Origin of the sequence: uncultured Methanobrevibacter sp., from assembly GCF_934746965.1 — an archaeon.
Lineage (GTDB): Archaea > Methanobacteriota > Methanobacteria > Methanobacteriales > Methanobacteriaceae > Methanocatella.
The window spans coordinates 1-18,780 of record NZ_CAKVFS010000007.1 but is presented as its reverse complement, the minus strand read 5'-3'; the positions used below and the strand labels follow the sequence as shown (position 1 = coordinate 18,780).

Below are 18,780 nucleotides of genomic sequence, written 5' to 3'. Positions count from 1 at the left end.
CCCATTTAATACATAGTAGGCAAATATTTTTGGTCTGAACTGTAAGAAGATCCAATTAAATTTCCACTAGAAGTATTATACTGTCTAGAACCCCCATCAGAATAAGTTACTTCACGATAATAACTACCATCATCAGCTTGATAATTATATTTTACTACCTCACTTACAATATAAACTCCAGAGTCAGATTGTGATTCTGATTGAGAATCCTCATTCGTAGTACTTGCAGTCGTATCATTAACTACATTTTCAGCAGTACAATTAGTAGATACCATGTCTTTTGTATCATCATGCATATCACCAACAAAAACCGTTATTAATGCTATAATACATGCTCCAGCAATAATTGCACAAACTATTATAATTAAATCTTTAGATTCCATACTAAAACCTCAAAATTAATTATTTAAAAAAAAGCCCATATGGGGAGTCGAACCCCAGACCTATTGATTACGAGTCAATCGTTCTACCATCTGAACTATATGGGCCTAATCAGTTTCATGTTCTATATTTATAATTAAATAATATACAAACATTCCTATAAAATAACATAAAACATCCCACCAATCAGAAACACTACCTGGCCTTAAATAGATAGCAACATATTCTCCTAAAAATGCCAATAATATAGTAATAAAAATTAAATATTTTAAAGAAGTTACCTGTTTATTTGTATTATACAAAGAAATAGTATTTATTAATGCAAAGAATAATGGTACAGCTAATAAATCATTTAAGTGATTATTAAAAAATAAAATCCCCAAATGTTTTAAAAATAGCTGATTCAATATATAAATCGTTAATACTATAATTAATATCCAAATATTCTTTTTATTCTCCATATTATCCACAGATAGAAAATATCACCAGTGCAATAAGCACCCCTAATACAATTGTACATAATTCATTCATAATATTAATATAGGTTAATAATATATAAAAGTTGTTAAAAATGAAGAAATTTAACTATTCATAAATTTATAGTGAGCAAGATATCTTTGTAAAACATCTTCAACAGGACCTTCATCACCAACCAATTTAATTCCAGCATCTTCTGCTTTAATTTTAGATTTAAAACCATACTGAGTAGCTATTATAACATCACAATCACTGCATTCATTAATAACCTCTCCACCCTGATGTTTGGCTTCTTTATCAATATTTATATTTCTTGTTTCAACAAAATTAGATTCATCATCAAGTATATCATAAATAACTAATGATACAGCTTTTCCCAAATGTAAATCTACAGTTTTTCCATTTGAAGATGCAAGAGCAATTCTCATTTTAATCAACTAATTTTTTAATTATTTTAGCAACATTTTCACCAAATAAACGAATAGTATTTATTCCTTCATCATCATTTAAAGCTGTGCCTTCAGGACCTGCAAACACCATATTCCAATAAGTACTTCCAGCCATTATCATATTATTAATTGGGAAGAACATTGCCATTTCCTGTAATGTTAAAGTTTGACCTCCACGCCTTGCAACAGCAATTGGGCCTCCAACCATCCATTCCAAGAATTTATCTCCACCTCTTGAAACTTTACCAATTCTTTGAAGGGCAGCCATTATATCTCCTCTTGCTGTTCCAAAGTAAACTGGAGCTGCTGGAATAAATCCTTCAGCATTTCTAATTTTTTCAATGATTTCAGCCAATCCATCATCTAAAACACAATTTCCAGCTTCACTACATGCATTACATGCTATGCAAGATTGAATTTGTTTTCCTCTCAATGATATGATTTCAGTTTCAACACCATTTTTTTCTATCTCTTTAGCACAAATTTCCAAAACATCTTGAGTATTACTATTAACTCTCGGACTAGCATTTAACAATATAACTTTCACCATAATACCAACTCCATAATATTAATTTAAACTTCAGCACCATTTAATGCATGATGACAACTGCAGTCACAATCATCTAATTTTTTAATAACATCATATATTAAATCCAATAATTCTTTTTCTTTTGCTTTAACTGTTTCAAATACTTCATCAATAGTTAAATTATCTTCAGAAATACCTGATGCATAATTTGAAACTATACAAATTGAATTATAACAAATCGCCCTTTCACGAGCAAGAGTTACTTCAGGAACCCCCGTCATACCTACTAAATCCCCACCAAGAATTTTAAACATTTTAATTTCAGCAGGAGTTTCAAATCTAGGACCTTGAGTACATACATAAGTCCCACCAACAATAACTTCACCACAACTAGATATCACTTCTTTTAAACGATTACAGTATGGTTCACTCACATCAATATGAACCACTTGATTTTCATAGTATGTTTTATCCCTATTTTCAGTGAAGTCTAAAAAGTCATCAGGAATAACAAAAGAACCTGGAGACATATCTAAATTCATGGATCCTACAGAATTAGTAGCTATTATTTGTGTAACTCCAACTTCTTTAAGTGCATCAATATTAGCTCTAAAATTGATTTTATGTGGAGGAATACTATGTCCTGCAGCATGTCTTGGAATAAAAGCTACTTTTTTATTGAAAATATCCAAAATAGAAACTTCAACATCCCCATATTCTGTTTTTATTAATTTTTTTTCAAGACTATCTGCTTTTTGAGTTATTTCATAAACTCCACTTCCACCAATAATTCCAATCATATTATCTATCCTTTTGTAACTGCTAATGGTTTTACTTTTGCAACAAGTTTAGCTATTCCAGTACTATCAGATACTCTAACTACACTATCAACATCTTTATATGCTCCAGGTGCTTCTTCAGCTATTACATTTTCAGTAGTTGCTCTGATTTTAACACCATTTACAGCTAAATCATTTTTGATATCTTCCGGAGCATAATCTTTTTTAGCCTGTGATCTTGAAAGAACTCTTCCAGCACCATGTGCAGTAGATCCAAATGTTTCATCCATAGCTTTTTGAGTTCCATGTAAAACATAAGATGCAGTTCCCATAGTCCCAGGAATTAATACTGGCTGTCCAACTTCCCTATATTTTTCAGGGATTTCATCTCTTCCAGGACCAAATGCACGAGTAGCTCCTTTTCTGTGTACAACTACTTTCATATCATTGCCTTTGAATTTATGTGTTTCCTGTTTAGCAATGTTATGAGCTACATCATAAACAATATTCATTTTCATTTCTTTGGCAGATTTACCCAATACATTTTCAAATGTTTCTCTTATCCAATGAGTCATCATTTGTCTATTTGCCCATGCATAATTAGCAGCAGCATACATAGCTTTTAAATAATCCTGAGCTTCCTTTGAATCAAATGGTGCGCAAGCTAATTGTCTATCTGCAAGGTCAATGTGATGATTTTTATAAGCTTTATCCATTACTCTCAAATAATCAGAACATACTTGATGTCCACAGCCCCTAGAACCACTGTGAATCATAATTACAATCATTCCTTTTTCAAGACCATATACTTTAGCTACTTCATCATCATATATCTCATCAACAACTTGGATTTCTAAAAAGTGATTTCCAGAACCTAAAGAACCTAATTGAGGAATTCCTCTTCTTTTAGCTTTATCACTGACTTTAGTAGAATCTGCTTGCTTAATTCTCCCATTTTCTTCTAAAACTTCCAAATCTTCCTGCCAGCCATAACCATTTTCAACAGCCCATTCAGCTCCAAAGTTTAAAACATCATCAATCTCATTTTCTTTAAGTTTAATTTTTCCTTTACTTCCCACACCAGAAGGAATATTTTCAAATAAAGCTTCAATTAATTCATCTAATTTATCTTCAATATCTTCTTTTTTAAGATTAGATTTAATTAATCTAACTCCACAATTAATATCAAAACCAACACCACCAGGAGACACAATTCCATTTTTTTCACTAAATGCAGCTACACCACCTATTGGAAATCCATATCCAAAATGAATATCAGGCAATCCTATTGCATATCTGTGAACTCCTGGAAGACAAGCAATATTTACAATTTGATCAATAGCTCCATCTTCCAAGTTTTCAAAACTATCATCATCAATATACAATCTTCCAGAAGCCCTCATTTTTTTATTAACGCTTCCTGGAATTTCATAAACATTATCCCTAATTTTTTTAACTTTATCTTTAATACTCATAGAAATCACAAACTAGTTTATACATTTATAATATATGAAATAAATAATTTTTTGGTAAAAAATAGAAATTTAAAATAAAAATTCAAAGGATATTAAGAACAATAATTGTCCCTAATCATTAATCAGCAATTCCAAACTAAAAATATGTTTAAAAGATTATTTTCTAAATAATGCAGAAATTCCTGCAACAAGTAATAACAATGCCCCAACAACCCCATAAGATGATGTGAAACCAATCAACACTAATATTGTAGACACAATAAATAAAAATCCACCAACATCACTATCTTTAAACACATGAATTGATGCAAAAATACCTAAAAATGAACCTATAATAGCTACAATCCCTAAAAAGGATGTTGCTTCAAATCCAAAATTCCCTATTAATAAAATAAATGAACTAGAAAATAAACTTATAAGTGAACCTAATCCACCTACAATTAGTTCAAATATTCTTGAAACTGATCTTCTTCTTTGCATGTGTACTTATATAAAGAATATTTATTTATATATGTTTTCATAAATCTACAATAGTTGAAAGTTGTACAATTTTTTCTTCAATAACATTCATTTTGTGAAATGTTATTGCTTTAACTTCATCACCACGATAATGTTTATCCCAATTTATTTCTTCGCCTTTAATAACTGCATTTAACTGATAACCATTATTAATTTTATCAATAGTTACTTCAAATTGTGAAAATAACATGAATTCAATTTCATGCAAAAATAAAAGTTCTTCTAAAAAATCATATAATAATGATACTTTATCTTCAGATTCTATTTCAAATGATTTGACTATTATCGGTTCTATATTGTCAGTTCTAGAAATTATATTAAATAAAGCCAAAGCAGCATTTTCAAAAGCTTCATTTAAATTATTACCATATGCATAAAAACCAATATCTGCAGTTACATCAAAAAATTCAAATTTTTTCATAATTATTTTTCCTATAAATTACTTTTCAAATGGGGTCTTTCTCTTTCTTTATATTACACTTTTAAACAATATTAACTTAGCGATGTGATAGAAATGTTAAAAAATTCAGATACTTCAATAAAAGCTGATTTAAGAAAGAAAAGTTCTATATTAGATGAAATACAATATAGTGATTATAATATTCAAGCTTGCATGGCGATACTTGTTATAATGATAGTATTGCTTTTATCAATAATATCTGTTGTAACTGCGCAAAATCCCAATTTAGTATAATTGATTTTTTCTAATTATATGCTACCAAACCCTTAGCGCAGAAAAAAGCATTAGATTAAAAAAAGCAAGTTGAACCATGCAAATCTAATGTTATGAAAAGTAAGTGATTTATATGGAATTTAATGAAAATACAAAATTTTGCCAATCTTGTGCAATGCCAATGACTGAAGAATTATATAGTAACAATAAAGATGGAAGTAAAAACGAAGATTATTGTGTTTATTGTTACAAAAATGGAGAATTTACAGCAGATATTAATATGGACGAAATGATTGAATTTTGTGTTCCAAAAACTGTTGAAAATACCAGTATGGATGAAAAAACAGCTAGAAAAATGTTAAATGATGTATTTCCACAACTTAAAAGATGGAAATAAAAAAAATTAAATATTAAAATCACAAGGGTTGAAACGTAAGATAATTTCTCTGGAATTTCCTCTAGACCCTTTTCCTGTAAATTTTGTATCAATTAATCTTAAAAATTCTAATTTTTCAAGAGTTCTATTAAAGGTAGCATAACTTACATTTTCTTTTTGTTTAAACAATTCAGATAATTCGCCTGCTGTGAAAATTTCATCTGAATCTACAATTATTTTTAATAAAGATCTTTCAATATCATTTAATGATTTTAAAGTTTCAGATATTTGTACTGAAACTAAAGAATCCACTGCTTTTTGAAAATGTTTTTCAGTAATCTCTCTAGATGCATTAGCTTCAGCAATATTACCACAAGACCTTAAAAGATTAATACCCACTCTTAAATCTCCAACTTCATAAGTATGACTAGCTACTAGTTCCAATATATCATCACTCATTACTCCTGGGAAAAATCCTGCATTAACTCTGTCTCTTAAAATATCTTCAATTTCAGAGTAAGTATAAGGTTGAAATGTTATATCCTGAGGAATAAAAACTGTATTTACATTTTTATCAAAAGCATATCTAAATTCTAAATCAGACAATATTGCAAAAATTCCTGTTTTAACTCCAGGATATTCTTCATATGCTCTTAATAGATCATAAAATACTTTATTTGCTGTTTTACTCTGGAATAAATAATTAACATCATCCAATGCTACAATTAATGCTTTTTTATCTGATTGAAGTTTATGCATGATTTGATCATAAATTCTTGAAAATGGAACTCCTGTTTCTGGAGGAATATGTCCAAATAACTTTTTATAAATCTGAGAAAATATTCCAAAACGAGTTGTGTGAAGTTGACAATTTATATAAACACAAAGAACTTTTTCAGTGCTTTTTTCAACTAAAGTAAATACTTTTCTAATAGCTGTTGTTTTCCCAGTTGCACATGAACCTAAAACAACAGAATTTGATGGTTGACCACCACCCATAGCTGGTCTAATCGCCATAGCCATTGCTTCCATTTGTGTGTCTCTATAATTATAGTTTGGAGGCACATAATCTGGATCAAAAGCATTTATATTTTGAAAAAGACTTTCATCATGCATTAAAATATCTTCAATTCCCATATTATTATTTATATTAAAACTATTATAAAAAAATTATTATAATTTTAAATTAATAATTTTAACATCCTTATTTTCAGCAATCCAACTTGTAAAAGCTTCAGCATACTCTAATTTTTTTAATTTAATATCATCTGCTTTTGCAGTTTCGTTTTCAATATTTGGTCGTGAATATTTAGTTACTCTATCCCCAAAATCCATTCCAGCCAATATCAATTCTTTAGCTCCAAGTGCAATAGCTAAAAACATAGCTCTATCCCCATCGGTAAATCCTCCAAAATTATAAAGGTTTCCATGTGCTTGAGATTGTGTTGTTCCCAAAACATTGTCAAAAAATGGAGTGTATTTCAATATTGCTTCTAAGTTATTCCCATGCCCATGAATAACTAAATTTGCACCCATTGTATTTGCATATAAAATATCATCTATTTTACCATCTAAATCTGTAGCTATTATATCCGGAATTATTTTTTCTTCAATTAAAGCTGTTGTTGCTCCATCAGCTGATACCAATACATATTTTGTTAAGTCATATTCTTCTTTTATTTTTTTAATATGCTTTTTTAAAGAGGGTCCTGCTCCAAATATTATAAATCTATTAGAAAAATTTATCTTTTCATATAAATCTTCCAATGTCAAACAACCTTCATCAAAAAGAATATCATCAAGTACCTGAGCTGTTTTTTCATCATCCTTTCTTTCAAATCCAAAATCATCTAAAATTTGTTTATAATAATTTTCCCAAAGCCCAAAATCCATTTAAATCACCATACATATGATTTTAATTATAAATCATTAATATTTTTTATTCTTTATTAACAACCCTAATATCTTTACCTGTGAAATATTTATATAAATCATGGAATTGCCGTACAACAAAACCTGTAGAAGCTGCAGAAATCACTGTTCCTATACTTACACTTCCTAAAACATCATTTAAAAAAATCCAACATAAAATAATTGTTATTATAACCATTGATGAATCAATACAAATTTTAACTGATGAAAATTTCTTATCAAGAGTTATAGCTATTGCTTCAATAAGTCCTTCTCCTGGAAGTGGCGCAATATTTGCTGGCATCATTATTAAAATTCCAATAGCTATAAGAACTATACTTAATGCCAGCATCAAAAATTTACATATCATTGAAAGGTTCTGGATTGGAGATAAAACCCACAATGAAAAATCAACAAAATATCCGAATAAAAAAGCACTAGCTAATTGAAGAAGCCTTTTTGGATGATAATTATTGCCTAAAATAGGTTTTTGTATAAAAATAACCACCAAATAAAATAAAACTGAGGATAATCCTACATTAATATTTGTAATTAATGCAATTGCATAAGGAATAGAATTAATTGGAGTAACACCCAATTCAGACTTAATTGAAACTCCTACAGCAAAAGATAATAAGCATACTCCGATTACATAATATATTATTCTTTTAATTAATTCTTTTGTGATTTTAATTTTTTCATACTCCTAATTTTCTTTATTAACCACAGTGATTGCTTTTCCAGTTATTTTTTCATATAAATTATTAATATGTTTTATAATAATTCCTATGAATATCGCTGCAAGAATTGTACCTATGCTTACACTACCAAAAATATTCTCTGTAAAAAATACACAGATGATTAAAGATAATACAACCATTGATGTATCAAAACATACTTTAACATTTGAAAAACGTTTATCTGATACCAAAGACACAGCTTCCACAACCCCTTCTCCTGGAAGCGGTGCAATATTTGCTGGCATATATATTAAAATACCAATAGCTATTAAAAACATACTTACAATTAAAAGTAAGAAATCAAAGCCTAAAGATAATTTAGGAAAAGGAGATAAAATCCACAATGAAATATCTGTAAAATAGCCAAACATAAATGCATTTATTAACTGTAAAAGCCTTTTTGGATTGAATTTTTTTCTTAAAATTGGTATCTGCAAAAATACAAGAAATGCATTGAAAACAACCGTTGTAATTCCAATATTTACATTTGAAGCCAATGTCAATGAATATGGAATCGAACTAATGGGAGTAACACCTAATCCAGATTTAATTGATAATCCTACCCCTACAGACATTATGAATAAACCACCTACAAATAAGACAATTCTTTTAATCCACATTTTAAACACCCCATAATTGTTTTAAATCTACATAACAACCAGTTAACATTTTAAATCCTTTTACTATATGCTCTAAAACTGTACCTACCAAAACTGCTATAATAATCATTCCAATTCCAACACTAACTAAAAGATTTCCAATAAATATCCAACATATAATTACATAAGTAATTACCATAATTGTTGTATCAAATAAGGAAAATGCAATACCTACAGTCATTACAAATAAATCATAAACATATATAATGAAATTTTTTTAACCATACTCATATTTATCATCAATCTACATTTGTTTAAAATCTACAGATTCCCCTGTCAAATAGCTATTAATTTTATGAATATACTTTAATACAACTCCAACAAAAATAGCTGAAAGAATTGTTCCAATACCTACACTACCTCCAATTACTCCTAAAAAAACAAAACATGAAACTAAAGAAATTACAAGCAAACTACAATCCTGAAAAATCTTTGTTTTTGAGAAATTCGTGTTAAATGCAATAGATAAAGCTTGTGTCAGTCCATCTACAGATAGTGGAATAATATTTGTAGGCACATAGAAAAATAATCCTAAAGCTACAAAAAATATACTTATAACTGTTAAAATTAAACTTAAAACAAAATTTGCAGGATCAGGAATAAAATTCATTAACCCTACTGAAAAACTTGTGAAATATCCAAATAATACTCCAACAAAGACCTGTAAGAAATGTTTAATTTTAAAATCTTTTCTTAACAAGATTAATTCTATTAAAACTAAAATTGCATGGAATAATATTGTAGCCTGACCTATTTCAATCCCACAAATTAAATTTAAAGTATAAGGAATTGAACTAACAGGTGTTGAACCTAAATTAGATTTTATTGAAAAACCTATCCCTAAAGTTATAAACCATAACCCTAGAATATAGTTAAAAACTCTTTTTAATGTTAATTTATCATTTCCAAAAAAATCCATATTATACTATATGTACTACACAATATTTAAAAACTATAAAAATAAGAAATTTACATAGCTTTATCATAAGCTAAATCATAAAAATTTTTTTAGATATGGAGGAAATTTTAAATGGATGAAATTTTATTAATGCTTCCAGGTCCAACAACAGTACACCCAAGAGTACTTAATGCAATGTCTCAAGCTGTTGTAAATCATAGAGGAGCTAAATATGGAGAAATCTTAACAGAAACTAGTGAATTAATGTCTGATGTTTTCCAAACCTCTAACCAATCCTATTTATTAACTGGATCTGGAACTGCAGCAATGGAAGCAGCTATAAGTAATGTGGTAAATTCCGGAGAAAAAATTTTAAATGTAGTAGGTGGAAAATTTGGAGAACGTTTCATGAAAATAGCAAATGCTCATGGAATTACCACCGAAGAATTAGCAGTAGAATGGGGAACTGCAGTAACTCCAGAAGCTATTAAAGCTGCACTTGATGCTGATGAAGACATCAAAGCTGTGTCTGTTGTTCATAACGAAACTTCAACTGGTGTAGCAGCACCTATTGAAGCAATCGGTAAAGTAATGAAAGATTATGATGCATTATACATCGTAGATACCGTATCTTCTCTTGGAGGAGACTATGTAGATGTAGATAAATTCGGAATTGATGTATGTATCACAGGATCCCAAAAATGTATTGCAGCACCACCAGGAATGGCTGCTATTACATTAAGTGACGATGCATGGGCTGCTGCAGACAAAGTAGATTCACATACATTCTACTTAGATATGCAAGCTACTAAAAAAAGTGGAGATAAAAACCCACCACAAACTCCATACACCCCTTCTGTATCATTAACTTATGCAATGAACGAAGCATTAAAAATGGTTATGGAAGAAGGATTAGAAAACAGAGTTGCACGCCATCATAAAGCTGCTAAAGCTAGTGTAGATGCTGTAAAAGCATTAGGTTTAGAATTATTTGCAGATGAAAAAGTATCCTCAGCTACTGTAACTGCAGTTAAAATGCCAGAAGGTATAACTGATGCAGACTTCAGAGGAACTACTCGTGACAAATACGGAGTAGAATTAGCTGGTGGACAAGATCACTTAAAAGGAAACATATTCAGAATAGGACATATGGGAAATATTTCCTACAAAGAATTAGTACAAACCTTTGCAGCTATTGGAATGACTTTAAAAGGTCTTGGTGCAATCGAAGATGCGGGTGCTGGAGTAGCATCCATTACAGAATCATACTTATGATTCTACTTTTTTCTTTTTTTAAATATATGTTATATTTTTCAACAGCTATTAAAATTTTATCGAATATACTCGATAAATTTTAAAAAATAGTAAAAATTTCTTTTATACTCGATAAAAATTAATCATTAAATAATCTCATTTTTTAAAAATTCAATTATATTCATATGTTTTATACCTTTATTTGAAAAATCTAAATTATCCATACTTAAAACATATTTTTCATAATCATCCCCAATTGCACTTAACGAACCAAATTCACGTTTAATTGTTTCATTACCTGACAATAAATAAGTAACCTGAACATAAACCTTCCTATCTGCTTTAGTACAAACAAAATCCACTTCCTTACCATTTATATCTCCAACTTTTACATCATAACCTCTTCTAAGTAATTCAATATAAACTATATTTTCCAGTATCTGACCAGTATTTTCCATGTCTTTACCAATGATAGCTTGATTAAATCCATGATCCACTAAATAATATTTTCCATTGGTTTTTAATATTTTTTTACCTTTTAAATTCTCTTTTTTAGCTTCATGAATAAAGCATGCATTTTGAGAAAAAGACAAGTAATTTAAAACTGTATCTGCAGATACTCTTAAATTTTCATGCTTTAAATATTTGGATATTCCATTAGCTGAAACTGGTTGGCCGACATTTGAGATTATGAATGTTAGAATCCTGTTTAAAATTTCCACATTTCTTAAATTATGTCTGGAAATAATGTCTTTTAAAAGTATAGTACTATAAATATCTCCCAGATATGAAAATTTATCAATATCATGCACCTGCTGTAAAGAAGGCATTCCCCCATATTTTACATATTCATTAAACAATTGCAATTCTTTACTTTTAGTATCCATATTGTTTATTTCTTTTTTATATTGTAAAAACTCTTTAAATGAAAATGGATAAACATCTATATGAAAATATCTTCCTGCAATTAATGTAGCCAATTCTCCAGAGAGTAATTCAGAATTAGAACCAGTTATATAAATATCACAATCAAAATCTACCCTATATGAATTGATACTTTTCTCCCAACCATCAATATTTTGGATTTCATCAAATAATAAATATATTTTACCAAAAGTGTTTTTTATTAAATTATTAACACATTCATCCAATTCTCCAAAATTTTGGATTTTATTGTATTTTTGAGATTCGAATGATATTAAAAATATGTTTTCTTTAGAAATACCCTGCTCAACAAGTTCTTCTTTTATACTATGCAATAAATAGGTTTTACCGCTTCTTCTAACTCCAGTAATGATTTTAATCGGTTCTGTGTTAATTAATCTCCTGATTTTTTCCAAATATAATTCCCGTTTTATCATCTGAAAACACCTATTTTTAAGTTATATATTCAAAATATATAAATTTTATCGACTATACTCGATAAATTTTAAAAAATAGTAAAAATTTCTTTTATACTCGATAAAAACCCAAGAGTATAAACTTATTTAAAATCATTATTTTATTGATTCAAGAATGTAAAATTGTTTTTATTGAAAACTAACTATTTTATAAATCATGAAAAAAATATGATACTGAGTACCCAATAAAAAAAAAGGAGGTTATAAATACAACATACCATATTTTAGATATGACCTTTAAAGACATAGCAAATAATCCTATAAACGAACTTTTAGAATTTGTAAACATTGCCTACCAAGTTATAGAATCTGTAAAAACAGAATTTAGTGAATTAAAAAATAAAAGATATCATTAGATTATGTAGGAAAAACAAAAGATAAAATTTACATCCATCTAGAATTCCAGGCTAAAATTCCTACAAAAGAAGATTTAAAAAGAATTTTTGCTTATGCTGCACTACTACATGAAATAACTGGTTGTTATGTTGAAACATACATAATTTGCGTCCAACCAATAGCAAAAGACAAAATAATTTACAAATACAGTAAAAATAATGTCTTTAAAATCACCGTTATATCCTTAAAAAGCATGAACGGAAATGAAAAAATAAATAGTATAAGTAAAAAAATAGAAAATAACAAAGAACTAACTAAAACAGAAATATTATCCTTGAAATTAATGCCATTTACAAGTTACAGTGAAACAGTTGAAGAGATGACTTTGAAAACTGCTCAATTAACTAATAAAATAACAACATTAACACCTTCAGAAATTAATAAAATCAAATACATCCAACAAGCAGTATGTTCCAAAGTAATCGATGAAGATAATCAACCAAGGATAATGGAGGAAATAAAAATGAGAAACACACTATACGACCAAGCATGGACACAAGCACAAGAAATAGGAAAAATAGAAGGACAAAAAATAGGAAGAAAAGAAAAAGAAATAATAAACGAAATAAACAAAAAACAAAACAAGGAATACCCCTCGAAGAAACACTAAAACAAATAGGACTGCTAAAAAACACCAACAACAAAAAATAAAAAAAATAAATCTTTAAATTGGCTTAATAACATCATAAGTTATTAAGTTCAAATTTTTTTAAAATAAATAAAATATTTAAGATTAAAACACCTAATAATATAATTAACTATAAAAAAGGATGTGTCAAAATATGGCTGAAAATATTAAAACAAGTGTAGAAGAATTACGTAAACTCATTAGCATTGAAAATGTTGTTGGAAAACCTATTGATGCTGGAGATCAAATTTTAATTCCAGTAATGAGAATGGGTGTTGGTTTTGGAGCTTGCGAAAATATTCTAGGTAATGATGGAAATGATACAGTAGGTGCTGGAGCTGGTGTTGAACCTGTTTCCATGGTAATCATACCTAAAAATGCTAAAAGTGGAGAAGGAGTTAAAGTTGTTAACTTAACTAAAGGAACTGAAACTAATAAAGCATTATCTGATTTAGGATTAATCGTGTCTGATTTAGTTAAAAACTACTTCTCACAAAGCTCAGAAGATTACGATGAATCTGAATACATTGAGCCAGAGTTCACAACAACTGAAAATGAAGAATAACTTTAAAAAAGGGATATTTTGAACACCATATACATCCTAGGAATGATTTTTGCTTTAATCCTTCTAATTATTATTTTTTTATATATGGGTCTTAGAATATCACTTAGCTTTGAAAAAACTGGAAGCAATATTTCAACAATTATTAAAATAAAAATTTTTAAAAAAATAACTATATACATTTCTTCAAAAGAAAAAGAATCCGAAGAAGAAGATGACAAAAAAGACCAAAAAAATTATGGAAACTTAATAAAACCTCTTAAAAATGCATTACCTCATATTTGGATTTTCTTAAAGAAAAGTACTAAATCTATTAAAGTTAACAAACTAGAATCTCATCTTAAATTTGGACTAGCTAGTTATGCAGATACTGCACAATATATTGGTTATATTTGGACAATTATTGGTTTTATTAAAACATTATATCCTATTTCTAAATTAAGTGCTGAACCTATTTTTGGCGATCCCATAATTGATTTTAAAGGTAGTGGAGATATTGATATTAATCTTTTAAAATTAATTTTTCCAGTTATTAGTTTAATTTCTAAAAAAGAAATTAGAACCTTAATCAAATCATTTAGAGGTAATGACAATGAACAATGACTTTTCAAGATTTATTCAACACCATAAAGAGTTTTTTGATAAATATTTTGAAAAAGATGAAAAATTAACCTTTAAAAAAGTATCTGTATATGATGATGACTTTTATTTTATTTATAAATCAAAAGTAGTCATTACGAAAGGCACTATAGCTAGTTATGAATTAATACCTGTTGGGTTTATCCATAATCAAGATGATAAATATTATTATTACTCTTTTAATGGAAATTGTCATGGTTATGAAGATATTGTTAAAAAATTTGTTGAAGAATGTCTTATTTAGGTAATGGAATATCTTCAGCCCTAACTATAACTTCAACAACATCATAATCATTTATATTTTTTAAATCATTTAGTGTTTCTACTTTTTTTGCTTTTAATCCATAAGCATCAGCTATTTTTACAAAATCAGGATTCTTTAAATCTATTTGATAAGGTTCCATATTATATTTATTAACTTCATGTTGCCTTATAATACCATATTGTGAATTATTTATAATAAAAATTGAAATATTCAAGTTATATTGCTTTATTGTAGCTAATTCCTGAATATTCATTTGGAAATCTCCATCCCCATTAATCACTATAATTTTTTTATCAGGGTTTGCGATAGCTGCTCCAATAGCTCCTGGAATCCCATAACCCATTGGTCCAAGTCCTGCTGGAAACAGTAGTTCTCCAAAGTTAAATGATTTTTTAAGAAGTGTTACCCAAGTAATATGACTTCCTGCATCACCAATTATTATATTATCCTCATATTGATTTAATATTTCATTAATAGCTACTTGTGGTCGTAATGGAAGTGTTGTATCATCTAAACCATCAATAAATATAGTGTTATCTATTTTTAATATTTCATTTAACCAGTCTACTTTTTTAAAGTCAACTTCAAATAAGAAGTCTTCAACTGTTCCTTGAATTGGATAATTTCCTTTTAAATCTTTATTATTAATATTTACATGAATTAATTTGTCTTTTATTTCTTCAAAATCTGTGAATGTTCTCTCACAAGCTTTTGCTCCTAATGCAATAATACAGTCAGAGTTTTTTAGTGCATAATTTGCTCTAGGTGTACCTCTTGAACCTACCAATCCCAGATTCAACGGATTATCTTCGGAGATAATTCCTTTTGAATTAAATGTAGTAGTTACTGGAATATTATTAGTAGTGACTATTAATTCTAAAGCGTCTTTTTGTGATATAGCTCCAGAACCCAATACAAATAATGGTTTTTCAGCTGCATTTATTAGTTCTTGAGCCTTTGAAACATTTGATAAGTCATTTTCACATAAATAACATACATCAAAGTCTTGGAATTCTTCACTTAACAGTACATCATTTGAAAGATTTATGTGAACTGGTCCTTTTGGGTCATGTTTAATCTTATAAATAGCTACTCTTAGTGCATATACTGCTTCAGTTCCATTTAATGGATTAAATGTTTTATCAGTTATATTTTTAAAGATTTCAGATGTTGGAACTGATTGAAAAACATCTTTATTCCTTATATCAGTAGAATTATCTCCTGTTAAAACTAATACAGGCACACTATCTTTATATGCTCCAGCCAATGCCATTGTAAAATTCAAAGCCCCTGGTGCTGCAGTAGCTACACATGCACTTAATTTATGGGATGATTTGTAATATGCATCTGCTGCATGCATTGCTGCTTGTTCATGCCTTACTAAAATATGGTTTATTTTAGAATTTTTTAGAGCTCTATAAAAAGGTAAAATTTGTTCTCCAGGAAGTCCAAAAATGTTTTCCAAACCTTCCTCTTCAAGGATTTTAACTAAATAACTAGCAACATTCATTATTTATTCCTCTTCCTGATATGAACCATTATATTCTCCAGAACCTTCAACTTCAAATACAACTCCCTGAGCTATCCTGTCCCCTTTCTTAATTTTATATTCAAAATCCCCATGATTATAAATCATAAACATCAAAGTTCCAAAAAATCCAGGATCACCAACAGCTGTCTGAACAGATACAAAAGATCTTAAAAGAGTTGATCTTGGTAAATACAACATAGAATAACCTTTAGGAATCTTAATTTTTCTATCAATTGAAGCAAGATAAGCACTGTGAGGTTTTAAAGTGTAAACTGGTCCTTCAAGTTCTTTAATTTCAGGAAGATTTTTTTCATTATCAATTAAAGAACCTTCACTTTCCTGAACATATACTTTATCTAAAGCCAAGTCAATTCCAGATGGCTGAACTAAATCTTTAAAATCTGGAAACAATTTAACAAGTTCCTTTTCACCAAGCATAATAATCACTAAATAGATAATTTATTATACATAGTTAATAAACCTTAAAATACGGAGGAAAAAATATGCCTGTAATAACAATAGCTGGAAATGACGGAATTAATGTTGAAGCTAAAAGAGAAATGGTAAAAAAAGTAAGTGAAATAGTAGCCAAAAGCTATGGATTGCCAATAGATGCAATAACAGTACTTGTACAAAGTTATCCAAAAGAAAGTATTGGAGTAGCTGGAGAGCTATTAAGTGATAAAGAATAAAACTCTTTATCACTAATCATAATATTCATACCATCCACTACCATCTTCAGTATAATGAACTTCCCGCTCACCACTCGGAACTTCATCCATACTATGCATACGCTTATGTGGCCTTTCATCTAGATACCATTCAGTATCTGCATCCATAGGTTCATCATTATAATCAACTGCATAGTAGTCTTGATTTATAGTCTCAACATTGTTCGATACATCATCTGTTGAATTATTTGTTGCATTATTTGTTATGTTAATTGCTGGAGGATTCTTATTTTCTTGCATATCCATTGATAAAAACATATAAGCAATTGACAATAAAAGTGCAGAGACTATAACTACAATTATTATCTTAATTTTCTTGTCCATTAAACCACCATAACATTATCTTCAAAATAATCATACAACTCATCTTTAACTGAATTATGAAGTTTATATTTAATATTAACAATTGGTAAATCTTCTTCATTGTTTTTAATAGTTGTTTGAAGAAAGTCCAATGGCTCAACTTGACCCATATAATAGAAATCTTTACCTTCATCATCATTTTTCTTAATGAATAAATGTATCTTTAAATTAGTTTCTTGATAATTTTTAATAGCAACAACTTCTTTACTATCTAATTTAATCCTACTTCTAGTCATCCAGCTGAAGACATCTTTACTTATAAACTCATCCTGATACTTAGTACTATCTGAAATATCATCTTTTTTATCATAAGTTACAAAAATTGGACAAGTATCATGTTTTATTCTATAACCATACATTGTAGAACTATCATCATTTTGCCAATTTAGTAATCTACAAACATCTTTCCTAGAATATTTACCATATAATGTTAAATTTTCACCTTCAACTTGCGAATTATATTCTGTTTTGTATTTAAGTAACCCATAATCAATTAAATCTAAAATATGTTTTCTATAAGTTTCATGTGACAAATACTCTTTAAAATCTATTGAAATTTTGAAATCATCCATGAAAGATAAATTTGGAAAATCTTTTTTATCCTTTTTACTAAATTCAAGATTTAAAATATTAATTGCACTTTTAATTGATTTTACATCATTTTGAATATTATACTCCTCGTTTAATAGTTTTTCAATAATTTCAAGTGAAAAATAATTATTAAAAATTAAATATTTTAAAATTAATAACTCGTGAGGTCTTTTTCCATTAGCTAAATTTTTAGATAAAAATTTTAAGCTAGCAATCTCATCTTCTGACAAATACTCTTCATAATCAGCATCCACTTTCTTTAAAAATGAATAATAACAATCTATAGTGTTATGATTTAAAATTAAAAGTGGATCCATTTCCCCATTTTCATAGAAATCCAAAAGCATAGGAACTTTACCTAATTTAAACTTTAAATTATTATTAGCAATTATGGATATGTCTTAGTAAATCTTTTTTAAGTATGAATTAAAGCAAAGTTATAAATATAACAGATAAATTGATATTTTTTATAATTTCGAGTCTGTAAAATTTTATAGGCTTATTTGATTTTAATGTGTTTTTCAGTCCAATTTTGCATTTGATAGTCTAAAAAT

Annotated in this window: 27 protein-coding genes, 1 tRNA gene and 1 pseudogene; 9 read left to right on the top strand and 20 right to left on the bottom strand. The window is 28.2% G+C overall.

The window, feature by feature from the left end; translation table 11 throughout:
* Window positions 1–5: 5 nt before the first annotated feature.
* From Q0984_RS06760 to Q0984_RS06720, 9 genes are all read right to left on the bottom strand, one after another.
* Window positions 6–383: a flagellar protein, FliL gene (locus tag Q0984_RS06760; protein ID WP_299525497.1), complete on the bottom strand. Its 378-nt coding sequence runs from the start codon at window positions 381–383 to the stop codon at window positions 6–8.
* 32 nt (window positions 384–415) lie between these two features.
* Window positions 416–488 (bottom strand) — tRNA-Thr (locus tag Q0984_RS06755).
* On the bottom strand, window positions 489–842 hold the full coding sequence (locus Q0984_RS06750) for a hypothetical protein (protein ID WP_299525494.1): 354 nt from the start codon (window positions 840–842) through the stop codon (window positions 489–491). It abuts the tRNA gene before it with no gap.
* 120 nt (window positions 843–962) lie between these two features.
* A complete protein-coding gene (locus Q0984_RS06745; protein ID WP_299525492.1) occupies window positions 963–1,286 on the bottom strand; it encodes a NifB/NifX family molybdenum-iron cluster-binding protein in 324 nt (107 codons plus the stop codon).
* A gap of 1 nt (window position 1,287) precedes the next feature.
* Window positions 1,288–1,857, bottom strand: a complete 570-nt coding sequence (locus Q0984_RS06740; RefSeq protein ID WP_299525489.1) for a flavodoxin family protein — start codon at window positions 1,855–1,857, stop codon at window positions 1,288–1,290.
* A 23-nt stretch (window positions 1,858–1,880) separates the two neighbouring features.
* A complete protein-coding gene (mtnP, locus tag Q0984_RS06735) occupies window positions 1,881–2,636 on the bottom strand; it encodes an S-methyl-5'-thioadenosine phosphorylase (RefSeq protein WP_299525486.1) in 756 nt (251 codons plus the stop codon).
* 5 nt (window positions 2,637–2,641) lie between these two features.
* The gene (locus Q0984_RS06730; RefSeq protein WP_299525483.1) at window positions 2,642–4,090 is read right to left on the bottom strand and encodes an RtcB family protein; all 1,449 of its coding nucleotides are present in this window, start codon (window positions 4,088–4,090) and stop codon (window positions 2,642–2,644) included.
* A gap of 156 nt (window positions 4,091–4,246) precedes the next feature.
* Window positions 4,247–4,570, bottom strand: a complete 324-nt coding sequence (locus Q0984_RS06725; protein WP_299525480.1) for a hypothetical protein — start codon at window positions 4,568–4,570, stop codon at window positions 4,247–4,249.
* 37 nt (window positions 4,571–4,607) lie between these two features.
* A complete protein-coding gene (locus Q0984_RS06720; RefSeq protein ID WP_299525477.1) occupies window positions 4,608–5,030 on the bottom strand; it encodes an archease in 423 nt (140 codons plus the stop codon).
* Between the two features lie 93 nt (window positions 5,031–5,123).
* On the opposite strand from Q0984_RS06720, the gene Q0984_RS06715 reads away from it, so the two are divergent.
* Both Q0984_RS06715 and Q0984_RS06710 read left to right on the top strand, forming a co-directional pair.
* Window positions 5,124–5,303: a hypothetical protein gene (locus tag Q0984_RS06715; RefSeq protein WP_299525474.1), complete on the top strand. Its 180-nt coding sequence runs from the start codon at window positions 5,124–5,126 to the stop codon at window positions 5,301–5,303.
* Between the two features lie 112 nt (window positions 5,304–5,415).
* Entirely contained in the window at window positions 5,416–5,679 is a 264-nt protein-coding gene (locus tag Q0984_RS06710) for a zinc ribbon domain-containing protein (protein ID WP_299525471.1), read from the top strand.
* A gap of 6 nt (window positions 5,680–5,685) precedes the next feature.
* Here Q0984_RS06710 and Q0984_RS06705 read toward each other — a convergent pair whose 3' ends face one another.
* The 6 genes from Q0984_RS06705 to Q0984_RS06680 all read right to left on the bottom strand — a co-directional run bounded on the left by Q0984_RS06705 (window position 5,686) and on the right by Q0984_RS06680 (window position 9,887).
* Complete coding sequence (locus tag Q0984_RS06705) at window positions 5,686–6,795, bottom strand: ORC1-type DNA replication protein (protein WP_299525468.1); 1,110 nt, start codon at window positions 6,793–6,795, stop codon at window positions 5,686–5,688.
* Between the two features lie 36 nt (window positions 6,796–6,831).
* Entirely contained in the window at window positions 6,832–7,551 is a 720-nt protein-coding gene (locus Q0984_RS06700) for a 6-hydroxymethylpterin diphosphokinase MptE-like protein (RefSeq protein WP_299525465.1), read from the bottom strand.
* A 46-nt stretch (window positions 7,552–7,597) separates the two neighbouring features.
* Window positions 7,598–8,242 carry a YitT family protein gene (locus Q0984_RS06695; RefSeq protein WP_299525762.1) on the bottom strand — a complete coding sequence of 215 codons (645 nt, stop codon included), beginning with the start codon at window positions 8,240–8,242 and terminating at the stop codon, window positions 7,598–7,600.
* Between the two features lie 33 nt (window positions 8,243–8,275).
* The gene (locus tag Q0984_RS06690; RefSeq protein ID WP_299525461.1) at window positions 8,276–8,929 is read right to left on the bottom strand and encodes a YitT family protein; all 654 of its coding nucleotides are present in this window, start codon (window positions 8,927–8,929) and stop codon (window positions 8,276–8,278) included.
* A gap of 1 nt (window position 8,930) precedes the next feature.
* On the bottom strand, window positions 8,931–9,149 hold the full coding sequence (locus Q0984_RS06685) for a hypothetical protein (RefSeq protein ID WP_299525458.1): 219 nt from the start codon (window positions 9,147–9,149) through the stop codon (window positions 8,931–8,933).
* A 63-nt stretch (window positions 9,150–9,212) separates the two neighbouring features.
* Complete coding sequence (locus tag Q0984_RS06680) at window positions 9,213–9,887, bottom strand: YitT family protein (RefSeq protein WP_299525456.1); 675 nt, start codon at window positions 9,885–9,887, stop codon at window positions 9,213–9,215.
* 111 nt (window positions 9,888–9,998) lie between these two features.
* Between Q0984_RS06680 and Q0984_RS06675 the strand changes: the two genes are divergently transcribed.
* Window positions 9,999–11,141: an alanine--glyoxylate aminotransferase family protein gene (locus Q0984_RS06675; RefSeq protein WP_299525454.1), complete on the top strand. Its 1,143-nt coding sequence runs from the start codon at window positions 9,999–10,001 to the stop codon at window positions 11,139–11,141.
* A 125-nt stretch (window positions 11,142–11,266) separates the two neighbouring features.
* Here the strand turns inward: Q0984_RS06675 and Q0984_RS06670 are convergent, their stop codons facing one another.
* A complete protein-coding gene (locus tag Q0984_RS06670) occupies window positions 11,267–12,481 on the bottom strand; it encodes an ATP-binding protein (protein ID WP_299525451.1) in 1,215 nt (404 codons plus the stop codon).
* Window positions 12,482–12,750: 269 nt separating this feature from the next.
* Between Q0984_RS06670 and Q0984_RS06665 the strand changes: the two genes are divergently transcribed.
* The 5 genes from Q0984_RS06665 (at window position 12,751) to Q0984_RS06645 (ending at window position 14,989) form a co-directional block, all read left to right on the top strand.
* Window positions 12,751–12,876, top strand: coding sequence for a hypothetical protein (locus Q0984_RS06665; protein WP_299525448.1), 126 nt, complete (start codon window positions 12,751–12,753; stop codon window positions 12,874–12,876).
* Between the two features lie 233 nt (window positions 12,877–13,109).
* Window positions 13,110–13,526: a hypothetical protein gene (locus Q0984_RS06660; protein WP_299525445.1), complete on the top strand. Its 417-nt coding sequence runs from the start codon at window positions 13,110–13,112 to the stop codon at window positions 13,524–13,526.
* Between the two features lie 172 nt (window positions 13,527–13,698).
* Window positions 13,699–14,109 carry a GerW family sporulation protein gene (locus tag Q0984_RS06655; protein WP_299525442.1) on the top strand — a complete coding sequence of 137 codons (411 nt, stop codon included), beginning with the start codon at window positions 13,699–13,701 and terminating at the stop codon, window positions 14,107–14,109.
* 84 nt (window positions 14,110–14,193) lie between these two features.
* Window positions 14,194–14,709 carry a DUF2953 domain-containing protein gene (locus Q0984_RS06650; RefSeq protein ID WP_299525439.1) on the top strand — a complete coding sequence of 172 codons (516 nt, stop codon included), beginning with the start codon at window positions 14,194–14,196 and terminating at the stop codon, window positions 14,707–14,709.
* A complete protein-coding gene (locus Q0984_RS06645) occupies window positions 14,699–14,989 on the top strand; it encodes a hypothetical protein (protein WP_299525436.1) in 291 nt (96 codons plus the stop codon). The genes Q0984_RS06650 and Q0984_RS06645 overlap by 11 nt, the downstream gene beginning before the upstream one ends.
* On the opposite strand, the gene Q0984_RS06640 is transcribed toward Q0984_RS06645, so the two are convergent.
* Window positions 14,982–16,520: a thiamine pyrophosphate-binding protein gene (locus tag Q0984_RS06640; protein WP_299525433.1), complete on the bottom strand. Its 1,539-nt coding sequence runs from the start codon at window positions 16,518–16,520 to the stop codon at window positions 14,982–14,984. The genes Q0984_RS06645 and Q0984_RS06640 overlap by 8 nt on opposite strands.
* 3 nt (window positions 16,521–16,523) lie before the next feature.
* Window positions 16,524–16,979: a deoxyuridine 5'-triphosphate nucleotidohydrolase gene (locus Q0984_RS06635; protein WP_299525431.1), complete on the bottom strand. Its 456-nt coding sequence runs from the start codon at window positions 16,977–16,979 to the stop codon at window positions 16,524–16,526.
* A 65-nt stretch (window positions 16,980–17,044) separates the two neighbouring features.
* Between Q0984_RS06635 and dmpI the strand changes: the two genes are divergently transcribed.
* The gene (gene dmpI, locus Q0984_RS06630; RefSeq protein WP_299525428.1) at window positions 17,045–17,233 is read left to right on the top strand and encodes a 4-oxalocrotonate tautomerase DmpI; all 189 of its coding nucleotides are present in this window, start codon (window positions 17,045–17,047) and stop codon (window positions 17,231–17,233) included.
* Between the two features lie 12 nt (window positions 17,234–17,245).
* Here dmpI and Q0984_RS06625 read toward each other — a convergent pair whose 3' ends face one another.
* Together Q0984_RS06625 and Q0984_RS06620 are read right to left on the bottom strand one after the other, a co-directional pair.
* Complete coding sequence (locus Q0984_RS06625; RefSeq protein WP_299525425.1) at window positions 17,246–17,596, bottom strand: hypothetical protein; 351 nt, start codon at window positions 17,594–17,596, stop codon at window positions 17,246–17,248.
* A pseudogene (locus tag Q0984_RS06620) lies at window positions 17,596–18,606 on the bottom strand (DUF3427 domain-containing protein); the annotation flags it as partial. The gene Q0984_RS06625 and the pseudogene Q0984_RS06620, both read right to left, overlap by 1 nt.
* Window positions 18,607–18,780 lie beyond the last annotated feature (174 nt).